Origin of the sequence: Motilimonas sp. E26 (assembly GCF_021278025.1) — a bacterium.
In the GTDB taxonomy this organism is placed as follows: domain Bacteria; phylum Pseudomonadota; class Gammaproteobacteria; order Enterobacterales; family CBDFNC01; genus Motilimonas.
In genome coordinates this window covers 54,883-72,272 of the sequence record NZ_JAIBHJ010000011.1, presented here as the reverse complement: position 1 = coordinate 72,272, position 17,390 = coordinate 54,883, and the positions used below count along the sequence as shown (strand labels likewise).

Here is a 17,390-nt window from a genome sequence, read left to right as displayed (position 1 = left end):
AGGCCTATTTTTTAATAGGCCTTTTTTATATCACTAGCTACCCCATTAATAGCAAATCTATTAATTAAATCAGCTCTATTCACTTTAACTACAACAAGCGCAAGTTCTCAATTTTATTCAATTGCAGCGCGAGATAAAATATCGTTTTCAAGAAAGCAAAAGTAAAAATAAAAAATATAAAATCTTCATATTTACTAAATAACAGCAATCGGTTACGAAAAAACCGGTCAAAATACACACAACAAACACCTACAAAAACACCACAAAACATTAACAGAAATAAAACAAAGTGTGAGCCAACTAGATTTTTAAGCCAAAAAACAATAGCTACCAAGCAGTTTCATCTAGATAAAATTAAAAACGCTGATATCGTTCATCAGGAAAATATATACATGAACCTGATTTAGATCAGTAAACACAAAGGCAAAGCCATTTTTAATGCTCCCCAAAGGATGCCAAAACATCAATGCATTGAACCTTTTTGTTTTTATTTAGAGGGATATTATGAATTCACAACAAGACCCAGTCGAAACTAAACCGCCGGCAGAGCAAAATAACTATCAGCAAAAACATAAACCTGCCAGCGAGTTTAATAGTCGCACCGAATATTTAGAGCACGAGCTCGAAATTATGGAGCTAAAGCGCTGGAAACTGAATCTACCGTTTCGTGATTTTAGAATTGAGGTAGAAGATTGGGTGCCCGCATTTGCCGCTACTATAGGTAAAATTGTGATGGTAACAGCCATGGTCGCGGCTTTTGCCAGTCAATTTAATTTATCGCCAGAGTTTATTGTTGAAAACGTCCGTTATGAGTTATTAATTGCTGGCGTACTGTTTGTGGTTTTATTTTCTGCATTAATTAACCCACTCACCAACCTTGCCGGTACACACGGCCCGATGATCCCATTAATTCCCTTAATTGCTGCAGCAGGGGGACATCCTTTAGCGTTAGGTATTATGGTGGGCATATTTGGTTTACTACTCAGTGCCAGTAAGGGCGGCTCAAAACTGGTTACATTAACAGGTGAAGGCGTGCGCGGCGGCTTGCTGATTTACCTTGGTGCAATGGGCTTAGTGGGGCAAATTAAAAAGTTTGATGAATGGTCGGTCAGTATTGATCAAGAGCCGGTATTTTTTGTGGTGATCTTTGCCACTATTGTTATTTATGCTTATTTAGCAAAAATTCAAAAACGTTGGCTTGCCATTCCATTATGCTCGGCCATGGCCGGTATTATCGCTTACGCGATGGGCACGCCTTTTAGCTTTGTCACTGAGCCAGGTCTGCCCAACATGAGCCCATTTTATTGGTGGGGAGAAAATACTGGCTGGCAGATGGGCTGGCCTGAATTGCATCATTACATTGCCGTTATTCCCTTTGCCATTTTAGCGGTGGCAATGTGGTCACCCGATTTCTTAGGACACCGTGTATTCCAAGAGCTAAATTACCCACGCAAGGCCCACAAGGTATTAATGAATGTGGATGACACCATGGCGGTATGTTCTGTTCGTCAAATTATCGGTGCGGGCTTAGGTGGTGGTAACTTAGCGTCATCTTGGGGTACTTATATGATCCCTGCCGCTATCGCCAAGCGCCCTATTCCAGGTGGCGCGGTGTTAACCGGTCTGGTTTGTGTGCTGGCCTCGGTGATTGGCTATCCAATGGACTTAGCCATGTGGGAGCCGGTATTACGTGTAGCACTATTAGTGGGCGTGTTCTTACCACTACTTGAAGCGGGCATGCAAATGGTACGCAGCGCGCAAAACTCGCAAAGTGCGGGTATCTGTATGTTCTCTTGCGCCTTAGTTAACCCAGTATTTGGTTGGGCACTGGCCATGCTGCTGGATAACCTTGGCTTAACCGGCGACAAAGAGCGTGCGGAATCCCTATCTTGGACTGATAAGCTAACTATCCCGCTTATCACTTTCATTATCTGTGTTGGCTCACTGGCACTAGTGGGTCAGCTGCCGGGCTTTCCTGCACTGCTCTAAAACAACAAACTTAACCACAATTTGATAACCCATTAATCCGAGGCGCAACGTCTCGGATTTTTTTATCTGCTTAAGCAGTATTACTTTCCAGCCAACGCCAACAAAATTAGCCATACTTTTACGCCTTTACGGTTGTCAAATGCCTTAAATCCTGTTTTCATTGCTGCATTATTGTAGTGGGTCAGCACGCTGCGAGCTTATCGCATTTTCTAGCGTTATCACCAAGCTGACAAATACCACTACGAGAGCAATTCAATATACTGTTATTAAAGGAAATATTAATGGCACAGTTTATCTATACCATGAACCGCGTGGGCAAAGTCGTTCCCCCCAAACGCACTATTTTAAAGGATATCTCACTTAGCTTTTTCCCGGGCGCTAAAATTGGCGTATTAGGTCTAAACGGTGCGGGTAAATCTACTCTTTTGCGCATTATGGCAGGTGTAGACACTGAAATTGAGGGCGAAGCACGGCCCATGCCGGGCATTAAGATCGGTTACTTACCGCAAGAGCCTAAACTCGATTTAGATAAAACCGTGCGTGAAGTGGTAGAAGAAGCCGTTGCCGAAGTGAAAAATGCACTGGTGCGTTTAGATGAAGTGTACAACGAATACGCCCTTGAAAACGCTGATTTTGACGCCCTAGCTAAAGAACAAGGCGAGCTAGAAGCCATTATTCAAGCTCATGACGGCCATAATCTAGACAACCAACTAGAGCGCGCTGCAGATGCACTGCGCTTGCCTGAATGGGACGCGCAAGTTAAGCACTTATCAGGTGGTGAGCGTCGCCGTGTTGCTATTTGTCGCTTGTTACTCGAAAAACCAGACATGCTGCTACTTGATGAGCCAACTAACCACTTGGATGCCGAGTCAGTGGCTTGGTTAGAGCGCTTCTTACACGATTACGAAGGCACTGTTGTGGCCATTACCCATGACCGTTACTTCTTGGATAACGTAGCGGGTTGGATCTTAGAGCTAGACCGTGGTTACGGCATTCCTTGGGAAGGTAACTACTCATCTTGGCTTGAGCAAAAAGATGCACGTTTGCAACAAGAAGCGTCACAAGAAAAAGCGCGTCAAAAATCCATTGAAAAAGAATTGGAATGGGTACGCTCTAACGCCAAAGGTCGTCAATCTAAAAGCAAGGCACGTATGGCGCGTTTTGAAGAGCTTAATAACCAAGATTACGCTAAACGTAATGAAACCAATGAACTGTTTATCCCAACAGGTCAGCGCTTAGGCGATCAAGTTATTGACGTCACTAACCTGAAAAAATCCTTCAATGGCCGCGTATTAATTGACGATTTGTCTTTCAGCATTCCTAAAGGCGCTATCGTGGGTATTATCGGCCCTAACGGCGCGGGTAAATCGACCCTGTTTAAGATGATCAGCGGTCAAGAACAACCCGACTCCGGTGAAGTAAAACTCGGTGAAACAGTTCAACTGGCCAGTGTTGACCAGTTCCGTGACCACATGGATAACAATAAAACGGTATTCCAAGAAGTCACCGGTGGCGGCGACATGATGATGGTAGGCAATATCCAAATTCCTAGCCGCGCCTATGTAAGCCGTTTTAACTTTAAAGGCACCGACCAACAAAAGCGTGTAGGCGATTTGTCTGGTGGTGAACGCGGTCGTTTACACTTAGCCAAACTATTGCAAACTGGCGGTAACGTATTGCTACTGGATGAGCCAACCAACGACTTGGACATCGAGACCCTACGTGCGCTTGAAGATGCGCTATTAGAATTTGCTGGCTGTGCCATGGTTATTTCCCATGACCGTTGGTTCTTAGACCGTATTGCCACACACATTCTTGATTACCGAGATGAAGGCCAAATCAACTTCTATGAAGGTAACTACACCGACTACGAAGCTTGGCTGAAAAAAACCTACGGTGCAGCAGCGGCAGAGCCACACCGCATTAAATACAAACGAATTTCATAAGCTAAGTTTGAACCTAGCAAATACGCCCAGCCTTGCTGGGCGTTTCTTTTTCGGCAAAGTCGCACAAAGCTCACATCTTAGTTATGCTTAAAAGCGCAGAGGATGATCTTGGGTAAAAAAAGCGCTAATCTGCCAGATATCGCTTGGGGAAGCATCCCTAACAGCCATATTAACTACAGGAACAGATGTATGTCAGAGCGTAGAAAGTTTTCCCGCGTGGTATATGAAGCCAGCGCATCAATTGAAGCGAATGGGCAACAATGGTCTACTCAATTATTAGATTTGTCGTTAAAAGGTGCACTTGTTGCCACTCCTGACAATTGGACCGAAGCCGTCGGCACTGAGTTAGTCTTGCATTTTACGTTAGTCGATACCAACATCGAACTCAGTATGAATGTCTCCTTATGCCATCAACATGACGATCATTTAGGCTTAAAAACTACCAGTATTGACATTGAAAGTGCGACTCATTTGAAACGTTTAGTACAGTTGAATGTTGGCGATGATGAGTTGCTCCATCGAGAGTTAGAGCAGCTGGTGAAAGAGCAAGACTAAACGCGATTTATCTTTCATTGCTACATTTAGGCTCGACTGATTACACCACCACTTAAAGCAAAACTAATCGGGATAGCGCTTGTTGATTATTTCTTATGTGTTATCCCATCATAGCGCCATTAAGAATCAAAATGACGAGTGCTCACGACCTCTACTTGGCTAGCTCTTGCATAAAATCACCAGAAGGTATTAACTTACTTGGCTCTACTGGCCAGCAATAGCGATACAACCAGGCCCTAATAAAGCGATTGCTAGGCGCGTGGGTGATCAACTCAACTTCTTTAAGCTCTCTAATATATTCGTGAGGTTGCGGATAGGCTAATGTACACTCCTCGTATTCATCAAGCAGGCGTAATAACTTACCGGGGTCATTCATCTTGTACACTTCACCTAACACCCAATCGTTGTCAGACTGGGGGGCACTAAACCGGGATAACTCGCAACCAAAAATAAACGACCGGAAACACGCGCATCACTCACATATTGGCTTTGCTGCTTAATTAAATCATGACGCGTCCCTGCTCGACGTAACGAACCATAGACAAAAACAAACTGACTTTGGTGATCCATTATGGCGACTCCAAACTAAACTCACCGTAAATGTAACAAACTTATGATGCTATTGAAGGCAACACCACAATTATTAACAAAGCTATCAAATATACTGGTAACTTGTTTTTAGCCTGATCATTTTAATCTTTCAAATACCACAAAGGAATAAACATGGTAGAACACATAACCGGTATGCTGGCACTTATAGGGGTACTGTCTCTGTTATGTCAATGGGTGGGATGGAAACTACGACTTCCAGCCATCTTACCTTTATTATTGTGTGGCCTATTACTTGGCCCCGGTTTAGGCTGGCTTCAGCCAGATGCTATTTTTGGTGACTTACTGTTCCCCATTATTTCATTAGGAGTGGCCGTTATCTTATTTGAAGGGGCGCTCACCCTTAATTTTAAAGAAATTAAAGAGCACGGCCGGATGGTGACCCATTTAGTCTCAATTGGCGTGCTGATCACTTGGGCTTGTGTCACTCCTGCGGCCTACTTTTTGCTCGGCTTTGACTGGCCTATCGCCTTGTTGTTTGGCACCCTAGTAGTGGTAACTGGACCGACTGTGATTGTGCCCATGCTGCGCTCAGTGCGGCCAAAATCAAACCTAGCCAGCATCTTGCGCTGGGAAGGCATAGTGATCGATCCCATTGGGGCACTACTTGCCGTATTAGTATTTGAGTACATTACTGTCACTGCCGATCCCACGACTCATGTCATGGTCTCTTTAGGATTAACTTTATTGATTGGCCTTGGTCTCGGTGCATTGGGTGGATATGGCATAGGCATGGCCATCAGAAAAAACATCTTTCCACATTACTTACGCAATACCGCAGTACTGACCATTATGCTCGGTATTTTCGTTGGCTCCAATATTCTGCAAGAAGAGTCCGGTTTATTAACGGTCACGGTAATGGGTATTTGGCTTGCCAATATGCGCGCAGTAGATATTGCGGATATATTGGAGTTCAAAGAAACACTAACTGTTTTGTTGATCTCTGCGTTGTTTATTCTATTAGCTGCGCGATTAAACTCCGACGCCATGCTCAGCCTAGGTTGGGCTGGCTTAGGTGTATTACTGGTGGTTATGCTTGTCGCCAGACCACTGAGTGTTTGGATCTCTGGTATTGGTACTTCTCTCACCAGAGCCGACAAATGGTTCTTAAGTTGGCTGGCTCCCCGCGGTATCGTTGCGGCAGCAATATCTTCTTTATTTGCCATCAAACTAGAGCAGCTTAATGTCGCGGGCTCAGAATTAATTGTTCCCTTGGTATTTTTGATCATCATCGGCACAGTTGTGGTGCAAAGTTTAACCGCAGGAAGTTGGGCTCAGTTTCTCGGTGTTCAAGCTGGCTCACCACAAGGTTTGCTGATGTTCGGCGCTTCTAAATTTTCTAGAGAACTGGCCCTTATTTTACAAAGTAAAAACATTCCCGTTGTGCTCACAGATACCAACTACGACAATATTCGTTTGGCGCGAATGCAAAACTTACCAGTGTATTTTGGTAACCCAGCTTCCGAGCACGCAAGTAACTACCTTGATTTAAATGGCATTGGCCGCGTATTGGTGATGTCGCCCTATCGCCAACTTAATCCTTTAGTGAGTTTTCATTTTCAGGATTTATTCGGCATTAATAAAGTGTATGGCCTTAATAGCCGTGATAGCAGCAGTGCTCGGCATCAGTTATCCGAGTCTTACCTAAAGCGCCTATGCTTGTTTGGTGAGAATGTAACCTACGCCAAGCTAGCCAGCTTAATGGCAAAGGGGGCCATATTAAAAATCACCAGTATTACTGATAACTTTACCCACGAGCATTTCCGCCTGCGCTACGGTGAAACAGCGATCCCTTTGGTATATATCACGAAAGAAAATAAAGTTAAGATCATTTCAGAAACAGAAAATAACCAACAGCAAAATGATATTGAGCTGATCAGTTTACTGCCCCTTGATGCCCAAGAGCACGCTATTCTACAACGTGCAAAAGAAGAAGCGGCTGAGCGAGAGGCCAAAGCAAAAGCGAAAGAAGAAGCTGAGCGAGCCAGTGAAGCGGTCAAGGAGCAAGCGCGCCTAAGTTCCACCGCTGAGCCTGAACTGCAGGCCACCGCTAACAACAAAGAAGTAAAAACAAACCACAACGAGTAGTGTTAAAAAGGTATCCAAGCAAAATTTAGATGCTTGGATACCTTTTTAACCAAACAAACTCTCGCAGAGCAAACAGGTTGATATTGCTTACGCAAGGCGAAAAAGTGCTCTTCTTTATAGAATTAATGATGCGGCAATAAACCACATGATGCCCGCAATGACAAAATCAAGCAATCGCCATGATAAAGGATTCGCGAATAGCGGCACCAATAAACGAGAACCAAAACCTAAGGCAAAAAAGAACAATAAAGAAGCCAACATGGCACCAAAGCCAAATAACCATTTTTGCGCGCCGTACTGAGTCGAAATAGAGCCCAATAAAATAACGGTATCTAAATAAACATGAGGATTAAGCCAAGTAAACGCAAGGCACGTAAGCACAACCTTACCAATGGAAAAGAAAGTATCAGATGCAGGGGCTAATGAATCGGCCTTATGGTTAATGGCCGCCCACAAGCTCCGAGCACCATAAACAATTAAAAACAGCGCACCGGCATAACGTGCAAACTGTTCTATCCAAGGCGCTTGTTTCACCAGCACTCCAAAACCAGCAACACCAAGAGCAATCAAAGCCGCATCAGATAGTGCACAAATGGTACACACTAAGAGCACATGCTGCCCTTTAAGGCCTTGGCGCAATACAAACGCGTTTTGTGAGCCGATAGCAATAATTAAACTGAAACCCAACAATAACCCTGTAACAAAAATATCCACTTTTACCTCTAGATCATGAAAAAACCTACCTGATGTAACCAGTTACAACAGCAATAAACACAAAGTTGCTCATGGTATACATTAAAAGACATGTAACAAAACAGCTGATCCTTTGAAACATGTACATACCGAGCTCAGATAAAAACAAGCGGCAATATGTACCACAATATGCCTTAACCGAGTTAAAGTTAAATAAGATCTAATTGACCAATTAATACGTTATCTAGTGTGAGACTCATTAATTTACATTAAGACAACTTATCAAGGAGCTGAGATGACTTCCCCCTATGAGCTGACGATCTATTTTGATGGACTTTGTCCGCTATGTCATCGCGAAATGCAACAGATTAAGCGTCGTGATCGGCATAACCTCATTGCTTTAGTCGATATCAACCGCATCGATTTTGAACAAAACTATCCACATATAGACAGAAAACACGCCAATGATATTTTACATGGCGAGCTAGCAAATGGCGCTATTCTGCTTGGTTTAGACGTCACACATAAAGCTTGGTCATTGGTTGGTTGTAACAAGCTAACATCGCTACTACGAGCCCCCGTAGTCAGGCCCTTTGCCGACCGAGCCTACTTAGTATTCGCCAAACACAGATATAACATTTCACTGCTGCTAACGGGTAAAAAGCGTTTAGCTCACAGCGCCTGTGATGACGGCCACTGCATCACAAAAATTCGTTAGTTATTTGGAGGAAAACATACCAAATAAACCGCAATATTATTGCGCCATCATCATTGATGAGAACATTGCATCACAAAAATTCGTTAGTTATTTGGGGGAAAACACGCCAAATAAACCGCAATATTATTGCGCCATCATCATTGATGAGAACATTGCATCACAAAAATTCGTTAGTTATTTGGGGGAAAACACGCCAAATAAACCGCAATATTATTGCGCCATCATCATTGATGAGAACATTGCATCACAAAAATTCGTTAGTTGGAGTAAAATATGCCAAGTAGACGGGAATATTGCGCGTTGGTTATTGGTGCGAGTAGCGCCATTGCTCAGCAGTTAATTAAGCAACTTAGCAGCGATGAGCAGATCAAAACTATTTACGCCATCAGTCGTCAGCATACCAACTCGCCTACGGGCATCAAAGTTGTACCGCTAACTTGCAACAACACTGAAACAGAAATTTTAGCTAACTTAGAGCAAATTGATACACTCTTACCTGTACGTTATGTATTTATATGCAATGGATTTCTCCATGGCCAGCAGCCAATAACCCAAGCTGAGATAACACCCGAAAAGCGCTTGGAAGATATAAGCCCTGAGAATATGCTGGCGCTTATGCAAAGTAACATGCTCGTGCCACTAATGTGGCTAAAGCATTTGGTGCATCAACTACCCACTAAACTGGAATCACATATCGTCATTTTCAGCGCACGAGTCGGCAGTATTAACGATAACCGTTTAGGCGGCTGGTACAGTTATCGCGCCTCAAAAGCAGCCCTTAATATGATGATAAAAAATGCCGCGATTGAATACGGGCGACGACTCAAACAGGCGAAAATCATTGCATTTCACCCAGGGACAACCGACACCCCGTTGTCTAAACCTTTTCAAGCCAAGGTGGCTAAAGAAAAGTTATTCACCGCTGAATTTGTTGCCGCGCAGTTACTAAGCTTGTTACCAAACTACCCGCCTAATGGCCAAGCAAGTTTTATTGATTGGCAAGGACAAGCCATTGACTGGTAGCCATTAACCAACCCCTTGAGCAAAACATTGGGTTGAACTATCAACCATTAATTGGCCAACCCAATCTAATTGGTCATCACAATACACGTTTAATTGCGGTTTTAAACCCGCTTTTTGAAGCCCATGCACGCAACCTAAATACACCATACTCAAGCCGGGTAATTTAAGGTTTCGATTAAACAACGGCGTAGCACAAACACGACAAGTATATCGGGTAGCATTATCAGTAACAGCGTAGGTATTGAGTAATGCCATATCGACCACTAACTGCTCGGTATCTACAATCACATAAGTTGAAAAAGCCGAGCCATTCATCGCGCGACAAAGATGACAGTGACAACTAACGACGGTTCGCGCAGGGGCACCGCTCGTAAACGTCACAGCACCGCAGTGGCATTGTCCATTTAACAATTCATTCATCCTTCATTCCTTTTATCATAGCCCTACGATTTTTCATCGTTAGGATTACAACACTTCTAATGCATCACTCAGTTTTTTAACGCCAATCACTTCCATGCCTTCTATTGGCTTTTTCGGCACGTTGGCTATGGGTACAATAGCACGTTTAAAACCGTGTTTAGCCGCCTCAATAATCCGCTCCTGACCACTGGGTACAGGGCGGATCTCACCCGATAAGCCAACCTCACCAAACACCACTAATTCTTGCGATAAAGGTTGATCACGAAAACTCGAAACCAATGCCACTAATAAGGCCAAATCGGCACTGGTTTCAGCGACCTTAACCCCACCGACAACATTCACAAACACATCTTGATCGGCCATTTGTAAACCGCCATGACGATGCAATACCGCTAATAAAATAGCCAACCGGTTTTGCTCAGTTCCCACCGCCACACGGCGCGGGTTACCTTGTTGGGAATAATCCACTAAGGCTTGAATTTCCACCAGCAGCGGCCGAGTGCCTTCCCATATCACCATCACCACCGAGCCAGAGGTATTTTCTTCCCCGCGAGACAAAAAAATCGCCGATGGGTTACTAACCTCACGCATACCGCGATCGGTCATGGCAAATACACCTAATTCATTCACCGCACCAAAACGGTTTTTATGACCGCGCAGTGTGCGATAGCGAGAGTCTGCATCACCATCAAGCATCACCGAACAGTCAATACAATGCTCAAGTACTTTTGGCCCAGCCAAAGAGCCATCTTTCGTGACATGGCCGACCATAAAAATAGCAACACCAGTCTGTTTAGCAAAACGCGTTAAATAAGCGGCGGCTTCACGGACCTGCGATACACTGCCCGGCGAGCTTTGCACATCAGCCACATGCATCACTTGAATCGAATCAATCACCATGATTTGCGGTTTTACTTGCTCAGCTAAATGACAAATTGTTTCAACACTAGTTTCAGAGAGCATTTTTAACTTGTCATTTGGCAACCCTAAACGGTTCGCACGCATGGCAACCTGTTGCAATGACTCTTCACCTGTAACATACAGCGCCCCCATGGTTTGCGCTAAATGACACATGGTTTGCAGTAACACAGTACTTTTACCGGCACCTGGGTTACCACCAATCAAAATAGCACTGCCGGGAACAATGCCACCGCCAAGCACGCGATCAAGCTCCTTAAAACCACTACTAAAACGTGGCAAGTCCGCCAGCGAAATATCATTTAACACCTGAACTTTTGCTTGAGTGGCCCCACTGTAACCTTGATGGCTGGCATTACGACTGCCTTTGGCCGGCGCTAAACGTACTTCTGTGATGGTATTCCACGCCTTACAGTCATTACATTGGCCTTGCCAACGTGAAAATTCTGAACCACATTCATTACATACATAAGCGGTTTTTGCTTTAGCCATAAGCCCTCTAAACGTTATTAAACCCGTTTTGCCGATTGTTCGGCACAATTTTTGTATCATACTACGCAATAATAAAAAAAAGCGACTGCCCCCCGTTGTCATTACGGGTAAAGTAAATACGCAGTTTTCTCTTTGACTCTATTGGCTAATCATACTTTCATGGATTTAAAAGACTACCAAGGACAAATCGAACAGCTATTGCCATTAATGCGCGAGTCTGATTTTAATGATCTGCTCGATAGGATTTTATTTGGTGAAAGTACCAATGTGAAATTCTTAGTTAAGATGGAACTCAATCGCCTTAACGCCCCCTGCCAACGCATCATAGATTTGCGTGACAAATACCCTGATACCAAAGAGTTTACCTTTGGTGAAAAGCGTCACTTTCTTGACGACACGGCGATCAAAGCCTTTGAAAAATCCCTCAAGAGGTTCAATAGCATCTATACCATGGGGGTGTTTGAAGATGTTGTTAATCAAAAACGCGAGCCTAAAAATACCGAGAAAACAGAAAAAGTTAAAGCCCTACTCCAAGCTGAGCACCTAAACCTGCAGCGCTCTAATGCCCGAGGCGCTGAGCGAATGCACTTTGCCATTCCAGTGCAATTTCTGACTCAAGATGGCCAAGAGATAGCAGCAACCACTTCAGATATTTCAACCACAGGCTTAAGAGTCAAAGTAAGCCTTGAACATCGCGTACAAACGGGTACCGATGTCGGCATTATTTTTACTGGCTTACAAAAAGAATTTAGCGGCCCTGAACTTAGAGCCCCAGTGCCTTACACGCTAGTTGGACAAGATAAAACAAAAGACATCATTTGGCTTCGCCTAGCACGAACTCAAGACCCTACTCGATTTGATAACTTTCTTGATGGCTTTATTAAAGGCAATAAGCATCGCTACAAAATTAATACTGACAATTTATTGCACTCGGTCACAACCAAAGGTTACGAGCAATATTACCTGCCTTTAATGAAAGGGTTACCGCTTTTTTTCAGTCATCACAGCGAGCCCAAACTTGAGAGTGTGCTGTGTAATAGCCAAAACCTGCCTATCTTAGAATACTGGCGTGATGAAAAAGGTGAAAACAGCCTTTCTCAATTACTTAATCCAGAGCGGATAGCGCTGATTTTAAAGCAACCAGGTGAAATTAAAGAAACCCTGATATTTAGCTTTATTCACCATACCGAAAGTAAAGCCTTCTTTATTGCTGCGAGTAAAGAAGAGCTGCAACAAAGTGGACTTAAAACATTATTCCTTTCTTTTGCGTCTAGAAAAGCCAGTTGGCGAGTGTATAAGTTACAATTAACAGTCGCTGAGCCGACCATACTTAAGCGCCAGTTTAATGAGCATAGCCCGCAAAACGTATCGCGTATTGCCTTAGAGAAGGCCTTAGAGGTGCGTTATGTTGGCTGGTTAACCGATGTGACCTTAGAGCAACATAAACCTAGCTACCAAAGCCTTGCCAGTGAGATAAAAAGTGCAAACCAGCTCAACCGTTTTGTTAGTAAAAAACAAACCCATTTTGAGCAGTTGCCTTTCAAATTTGTACAGCAGCGCCAAGAGAAACGCTATAACTACAACACACTAGTAGAGCTCACCACTAAAGCGGGAGTGTTAGAAGGGAGCACACAAGATTTTTCACCAAGAGGATTAAAAATAGCCCTCACCCAAGCGGCCCAAGTCAAGAAGGGAGAAAAGGTACTGATTTCTCTACCCAAGTTACAGAGCTTGACTAAAACCATGAACCTTTCGCGCATGGTGTATCGAGTGGTTGGATTTAATCCTGCACGCACTATTGTTCACCTATGCGTCGGCAAACATGCGGAATCCCATACTGGTACAGAATTTTTTAATTTACTGATTGAAAGTAATCCGGGTAAGCTCAGTGAGGCAGTAGAAAAGTTACCTAAGCCTGGCTTAGAGCTCGCATTACGCCATTTATGCTGCCACCATTTATTATCTGCTGTAAACTTTGTCAGTCGTCATCATGGCCATTTTGATATTGGTAAGCTGGCAATTAACGCCCAGTCCCATAGCCTAGTACCACTACTTAAAGCATTCAATAAAGAAAAGGCTCAGTTCAATCTGTCGCCTATTTTTGGTGATAAACAATTAGAGCATTTAGTCGCCACACGATTGAAAAATTTACCCGGTAATGAAGCAAACCAGCGCATTGAAATGTATATACATATCGACGATAAAGACGAGCTTAAGGTAATACGCGGGTTAGATGAAGACTTTATTGATGATAGTGAACGCAAGGCCTTTATTAACCATGCACTACAACATGGCCATTTTTACTCCCTGATTATTGATTTAACCCGAGTAGGTAAACCAGATATAGAATCGATCCAAAAAGAACTCGATTACATTGCTCATTATGCAATTCATAAAGCAAAACAAGTTGAAAACGAGCTATGGGCGATTTGCGCCCTCGTTGAACTTTTTGATACAACTGAAGAAACGTTATATCGCTTTGGACTGCGCGATCCACAGTCGTAATGAGAAGGACAAGTAGCCAGCCAGCTATCAAACTGGCTGGCGTTTACTTATGACCAAGCCGTACTCTGACTGGTGCTTAAAATGCAGAGTGCCGCTTCCAAATCCAAATGATTAATGGATACCGCTGCCTGTTCTTGCACCACAGGCTTCGCATGAATAGCCACGCCCATTGCCGATGCAGCCATCATCACTAAGTCGTTTGCACCATCACCAATCGCGACGGTTTGCGCATGACTAACACCATACTGTTGGGCAAGCTCACCTAAAACGCGTGCTTTAACTTGGGCATTAACGATTTCGCCCAACACTTTACCCGTCAACTTGCCATCGACAATCTCTAAGGTATTGGCAAATACCTGATCAAAACCTAAGTTATCTTTTAACGCTTGAGCAAAATAAGTAAAGCCGCCAGAGGCAATACAAACTTTCCAGCCCGCTTGCTTTAGACCTCCAATTAAGCCTTCCAGGCCAGGCATCAGCGGCATATTATCAATCACCTGATTAAGAATACTTTCATCCGCGCCTTCGAGTAAGGCCACTCGACTGCGCAAGCTTTCATTGAAGTCTAACTTGCCATTCATGGCTTGAGCGGTCACCGCTGAGACTTGCTCGCCGACACCGTATAAGCGTGCAATTTCATCAATACATTCAATTTGGATTGTGGTTGAGTCCATGTCCATTAACACCACACCTGGCTCGGCCAAGGTAGGGATATGATCAACAAAAGCAAAATCCAATTGATGTGTTTGGCAAAACTCTTGAACTAAGGCTTTCGTTCCTGCTGGCGCCTGAACTAAATCAAGGCGAACAACGGTGGCCCCCAATATATTCTTTGGCGCGTAGGCATAAATACCATCGACTTTATTTTGTAATAGAATGTTACTGAGTTGACTCAAAACTGGGCTAGTTAATGTGCGGCCCATTAACACTAACTGCTTAGCGGGTAACGTTGACACCTGAGTAACAGCACTGGCACCTTGAGGTTCAAACAAGAGTGCATCAAATGCCCCCACTTGCTCAATTAATAATGCCTTCCATTGTATAAGGCTCTCTGGCAATTGGGTCACTTTGACTTCACGTAACTTTTGCACAATACTTCCCTGATTTTTATTTAAATAAATTGCGCTCAAGATAGCTATTGCGTTTTACCTTTGCAAGTACCAATCTTAGTGTGTTTCTTGGTTAGGAGTCTTTTGTTAATGACACTAAATGCAAAATTGCCTCGATTATTTATTTGGCGAATGCTGCAACTAATTGTTGCTATTGGTTTAATTGGCTACCTTGCCTACCTCACGACCAACTTACAGGTACTCGCCGATAAAAACCGAATAGAACAAACACAGCGTTTTGGCTATACCCTAACCAACCGAGCAGCGAATGATGCCGCACGCTATCTCGAAGCCGAAGACAACGAGGAGTTATCGCGCCTTGTTGATGGCCTGTCCAATGACCCTTTGGTTAGAGATGTGACCATTTACAATGCCTTTGGAGTCGTATTGCATCAATCTGCCGATGCCTTACCACTCGATTTAGTTCTCAACTTATCACCTAAAACAACTTCGGCTGATGCGCGCGAAATTGCCCAAAATCGTATTCCTTATATTGCTGAGTTATTTAAAGAAAGTACTAAAATTGGCTACCTAAGAGTAACCCTAGAGCAAGGTAAAATATTGGCGGTAATGAATGACTACCAACAAAAAGCCAATGAACTGCTCAAAACCATGCTAATAGTCGCGCTACTAATAGGCTTTTTACTCACCCGCTCACTCTCGAAAAAACGCCATTGGTGGCAACAGCTGATGTACAAATCTAAGCAACAAGGAAAAGACCTCGCTTAATAGCCTTAAGTGGCACGCTTAAAACCAAAAATCCAAGCCAAGGCTTGGATTTTTATACACAAAGCGTAGGATCGGTTATAAATTTAAGCGTTTTGCTAACGATTTATATTGATCAGCAACAGTGCGGCCAAATAGCGGGTCATCTTGCGGATCATGATGCCAGTTTTGCTCAAGGTGACGCCAATCATCCGCACTTAAGCTAGCTTTAATCGCAGGTAAAATCTCAACCTCTTCATAATCAAGGTGGGCTTTTTGTAAATTAACAAATTGTTGTAATTTTTCGATGATGTCATCACGAGACACAATCGCATCAAGTAAAATGCTGTCTATCATCTCTTTTAGTTCAGCACTAATCATTTCTAAGTTCTGGTGTTCATCATGTAAACGGTTAGCTACGCTGTCATCGACAACCCGATATTTAAGGTAGTATTCGTAAATACTGTCTTCGAGAGGATGATGAAACTTCCCTGAATAAGTTTGTAAATAAGAAACAATATCTCTCACTAAGCGGTAGTCCACTTCATCCTCAAGCTTAATCCTACTGAGCTTATCTGTTAGCACGTTGAGCAACTTGGCAATATTTTTATGATCGTTATGTATGATACTTAACACGACTGCATCCTTATGCTTATCCTTGAAAATCCACTCTATCAAGGGCTTGGGAAAAATAATTTGATGTAGAGCATTACAGCTAACTGTTACTAAAAAAATACAAATAACCTTATGATATTAGTCGATTAATATTATATCGCCAAATTATTAAGGTAATTCAGGTTGCCAATCAATTGGCGCTAGACCTTGCTGCTTCAATCGTTCGTTAGTCACCGAAAAATGGCCGCATCCGAAAAACCCTCGATGAGCAGATAATGGCGAAGGGTGTGCTGCTTTTAGCACGTGATGACGCTCATGATTGATCATTGCACCTTTTTTTTGCGCATGAGCCCCCCACAGCAGAAAGACCACACCGTCACAATGTAGATTAACTTGCTCTATTACCTTATCGGTAAATTGCTCCCAACCACATTTAGCATGGCTATGGGCTTTACCCGCCTCAACGGTCAACACGGTATTCAGCAACAGCACGCCTTGTTCGGCCCAACTTTGTAAAAAGCCATGACTTGGAATAACAAAACCCGGTATATCATTTTGTAGCTCTTTGTAAATATTGACTAATGATGGTGGTGTTTTGATACCAGGTAAGACCGAGAAACACAAACCATGGGCTTGGTTAGGCCCGTGGTAAGGATCTTGACCAATAATAACAACTTTAACATCAGACAGTTCAGTTAGTTTGAACGCATTAAACACCTCATGCTGGGGGGGATAAACAACTTTTCCTGAATCACGCTCAGCTTTAACAAAGGACATTATTTGCTGAAAGTAAACTTGTTCTTTTTCTACACCTATTACTTCCGCCCACGTTTTATGCTGCGTCATGAGTGCTTCCTTTTAGTTAGCTAACCTACTCAGTTAGCTGATAATAAGTCATGAAGCTAGAATAACACCGTTTATAGCCGCTAGAAACCGCGCCTTAAAACTGTAACTAAAATACGTAAATTAACAACAAATAAAGATTTAAGGCTCACGTATCTGCAT

General features: G+C 43.3%; 17 protein-coding genes. 9 read left to right on the top strand and 8 right to left on the bottom strand.

Translation table 11 applies throughout. The features are described from left to right. Positions 1-504 precede the first annotated feature (504 nt). The 3 genes from K1M91_RS11235 to K1M91_RS11225 all read left to right on the top strand — a co-directional run bounded on the left by K1M91_RS11235 (position 505) and on the right by K1M91_RS11225 (position 4,490). Entirely contained in the window at positions 505-1,989 is a 1,485-nt protein-coding gene (locus tag K1M91_RS11235; protein ID WP_232801852.1) for a DUF3360 family protein, read from the top strand. Between the two features lie 281 nt (positions 1,990-2,270). Continuing rightward, positions 2,271-3,935, top strand: a complete 1,665-nt coding sequence (gene ettA / locus K1M91_RS11230) for an energy-dependent translational throttle protein EttA (protein ID WP_232801851.1) — start codon at positions 2,271-2,273, stop codon at positions 3,933-3,935. A gap of 189 nt (positions 3,936-4,124) precedes the next feature. After that, complete coding sequence (locus K1M91_RS11225) at positions 4,125-4,490, top strand: PilZ domain-containing protein (protein WP_232801850.1); 366 nt, start codon at positions 4,125-4,127, stop codon at positions 4,488-4,490. 151 nt (positions 4,491-4,641) lie between these two features. Here the strand turns inward: K1M91_RS11225 and K1M91_RS21290 are convergent, their stop codons facing one another. Further along, positions 4,642-4,866: a gamma-glutamylcyclotransferase gene (locus K1M91_RS21290; protein ID WP_251073232.1), complete on the bottom strand. Its 225-nt coding sequence runs from the start codon at positions 4,864-4,866 to the stop codon at positions 4,642-4,644. Between the two features lie 14 nt (positions 4,867-4,880). Next, positions 4,881-5,060 carry a gamma-glutamylcyclotransferase gene (locus tag K1M91_RS21285; protein WP_251073231.1) on the bottom strand — a complete coding sequence of 60 codons (180 nt, stop codon included), beginning with the start codon at positions 5,058-5,060 and terminating at the stop codon, positions 4,881-4,883. Between the two features lie 153 nt (positions 5,061-5,213). On the opposite strand from K1M91_RS21285, the gene K1M91_RS11215 reads away from it, so the two are divergent. Continuing rightward, complete coding sequence (locus tag K1M91_RS11215) at positions 5,214-7,187, top strand: sodium:proton antiporter (protein ID WP_232801849.1); 1,974 nt, start codon at positions 5,214-5,216, stop codon at positions 7,185-7,187. 114 nt (positions 7,188-7,301) lie between these two features. Here K1M91_RS11215 and K1M91_RS11210 read toward each other — a convergent pair whose 3' ends face one another. Further along, positions 7,302-7,901, bottom strand: coding sequence for a LysE/ArgO family amino acid transporter (locus K1M91_RS11210; RefSeq protein ID WP_232801848.1), 600 nt, complete (start codon positions 7,899-7,901; stop codon positions 7,302-7,304). 274 nt (positions 7,902-8,175) lie between these two features. Here K1M91_RS11210 and K1M91_RS11205 point away from each other — a divergent pair, with 274 nt between their 5' ends. From K1M91_RS11205 to K1M91_RS11195, 3 genes are read left to right on the top strand one after another with little or no spacing between them, the layout of a single operon-like run. Further along, positions 8,176-8,598, top strand: a complete 423-nt coding sequence (locus tag K1M91_RS11205) for a DUF393 domain-containing protein (RefSeq protein WP_232801847.1) — start codon at positions 8,176-8,178, stop codon at positions 8,596-8,598. Further along, positions 8,567-8,938, top strand: coding sequence for a hypothetical protein (locus tag K1M91_RS11200; protein ID WP_232801846.1), 372 nt, complete (start codon positions 8,567-8,569; stop codon positions 8,936-8,938). Before K1M91_RS11205 ends, K1M91_RS11200 begins: the two co-directional genes overlap by 32 nt. Beyond that, complete coding sequence (locus K1M91_RS11195; RefSeq protein ID WP_232801845.1) at positions 8,872-9,621, top strand: SDR family NAD(P)-dependent oxidoreductase; 750 nt, start codon at positions 8,872-8,874, stop codon at positions 9,619-9,621. The genes K1M91_RS11200 and K1M91_RS11195 overlap by 67 nt, the downstream gene beginning before the upstream one ends. Before the next feature lie 3 nt (positions 9,622-9,624). Here K1M91_RS11195 and K1M91_RS11190 read toward each other — a convergent pair whose 3' ends face one another. Next, positions 9,625-10,041 carry a GFA family protein gene (locus tag K1M91_RS11190; RefSeq protein ID WP_232801844.1) on the bottom strand — a complete coding sequence of 139 codons (417 nt, stop codon included), beginning with the start codon at positions 10,039-10,041 and terminating at the stop codon, positions 9,625-9,627. 45 nt (positions 10,042-10,086) lie between these two features. Further along, entirely contained in the window at positions 10,087-11,451 is a 1,365-nt protein-coding gene (gene radA / locus K1M91_RS11185) for a DNA repair protein RadA (protein ID WP_232801843.1), read from the bottom strand. A 159-nt stretch (positions 11,452-11,610) separates the two neighbouring features. Here radA and K1M91_RS11180 point away from each other — a divergent pair, with 159 nt between their 5' ends. Further along, positions 11,611-13,956, top strand: a complete 2,346-nt coding sequence (locus K1M91_RS11180; RefSeq protein ID WP_232801842.1) for a PilZ domain-containing protein — start codon at positions 11,611-11,613, stop codon at positions 13,954-13,956. A gap of 47 nt (positions 13,957-14,003) precedes the next feature. Here the strand turns inward: K1M91_RS11180 and serB are convergent, their stop codons facing one another. Then, positions 14,004-15,047 (bottom strand): phosphoserine phosphatase SerB, encoded by a 1,044-nt coding sequence (serB, locus tag K1M91_RS11175; protein WP_232801841.1) that lies wholly within the window; start codon positions 15,045-15,047, stop codon positions 14,004-14,006. Between the two features lie 108 nt (positions 15,048-15,155). Here serB and K1M91_RS11170 point away from each other — a divergent pair, with 108 nt between their 5' ends. Next, positions 15,156-15,794, top strand: a complete 639-nt coding sequence (locus K1M91_RS11170; RefSeq protein ID WP_232801840.1) for an AhpA/YtjB family protein — start codon at positions 15,156-15,158, stop codon at positions 15,792-15,794. Positions 15,795-15,869: 75 nt separating this feature from the next. Here K1M91_RS11170 and K1M91_RS11165 read toward each other — a convergent pair whose 3' ends face one another. Both K1M91_RS11165 and ung read right to left on the bottom strand, forming a co-directional pair. Beyond that, positions 15,870-16,406 (bottom strand): hemerythrin domain-containing protein, encoded by a 537-nt coding sequence (locus K1M91_RS11165; RefSeq protein WP_232801839.1) that lies wholly within the window; start codon positions 16,404-16,406, stop codon positions 15,870-15,872. A 147-nt stretch (positions 16,407-16,553) separates the two neighbouring features. Continuing rightward, entirely contained in the window at positions 16,554-17,231 is a 678-nt protein-coding gene (ung, locus tag K1M91_RS11160) for a uracil-DNA glycosylase (protein WP_232801838.1), read from the bottom strand. Between the last annotated feature and the right edge of the window lie 159 nt (positions 17,232-17,390).

What these genes read in the sequence shown, in the direction of transcription:
- K1M91_RS11190 (WP_232801844.1), bottom strand. Translation starts at nt 10,041, where the DNA reads ATGAATGAATTGTTAAATGGACAATGCCACTGCGGTGCTGTGACGTTT.
- ung (WP_232801838.1), bottom strand. Translation starts at nt 17,231, where the DNA reads ATGACGCAGCATAAAACGTGGGCGGAAGTAATAGGTGTAGAAAAAGAA.
- K1M91_RS11205 (WP_232801847.1), top strand. Translation starts at nt 8,176, where the DNA reads ATGACTTCCCCCTATGAGCTGACGATCTATTTTGATGGACTTTGTCCG.
- ettA (WP_232801851.1), top strand. Translation starts at nt 2,271, where the DNA reads ATGGCACAGTTTATCTATACCATGAACCGCGTGGGCAAAGTCGTTCCC.
- K1M91_RS11200 (WP_232801846.1), top strand. Translation starts at nt 8,567, where the DNA reads ATGACGGCCACTGCATCACAAAAATTCGTTAGTTATTTGGAGGAAAAC.
- K1M91_RS11180 (WP_232801842.1), top strand. Translation starts at nt 11,611, where the DNA reads ATGGATTTAAAAGACTACCAAGGACAAATCGAACAGCTATTGCCATTA.
- K1M91_RS11225 (WP_232801850.1), top strand. Translation starts at nt 4,125, where the DNA reads ATGTCAGAGCGTAGAAAGTTTTCCCGCGTGGTATATGAAGCCAGCGCA.
- K1M91_RS11235 (WP_232801852.1), top strand. Translation starts at nt 505, where the DNA reads ATGAATTCACAACAAGACCCAGTCGAAACTAAACCGCCGGCAGAGCAA.
- K1M91_RS21290 (WP_251073232.1), bottom strand. Translation starts at nt 4,866, where the DNA reads ATGAATGACCCCGGTAAGTTATTACGCCTGCTTGATGAATACGAGGAG.
- K1M91_RS11195 (WP_232801845.1), top strand. Translation starts at nt 8,872, where the DNA reads ATGCCAAGTAGACGGGAATATTGCGCGTTGGTTATTGGTGCGAGTAGC.
- K1M91_RS21285 (WP_251073231.1), bottom strand. Translation starts at nt 5,060, where the DNA reads ATGGATCACCAAAGTCAGTTTGTTTTTGTCTATGGTTCGTTACGTCGA.
- K1M91_RS11215 (WP_232801849.1), top strand. Translation starts at nt 5,214, where the DNA reads ATGGTAGAACACATAACCGGTATGCTGGCACTTATAGGGGTACTGTCT.
- radA (WP_232801843.1), bottom strand. Translation starts at nt 11,451, where the DNA reads ATGGCTAAAGCAAAAACCGCTTATGTATGTAATGAATGTGGTTCAGAA.
- K1M91_RS11170 (WP_232801840.1), top strand. Translation starts at nt 15,156, where the DNA reads ATGACACTAAATGCAAAATTGCCTCGATTATTTATTTGGCGAATGCTG.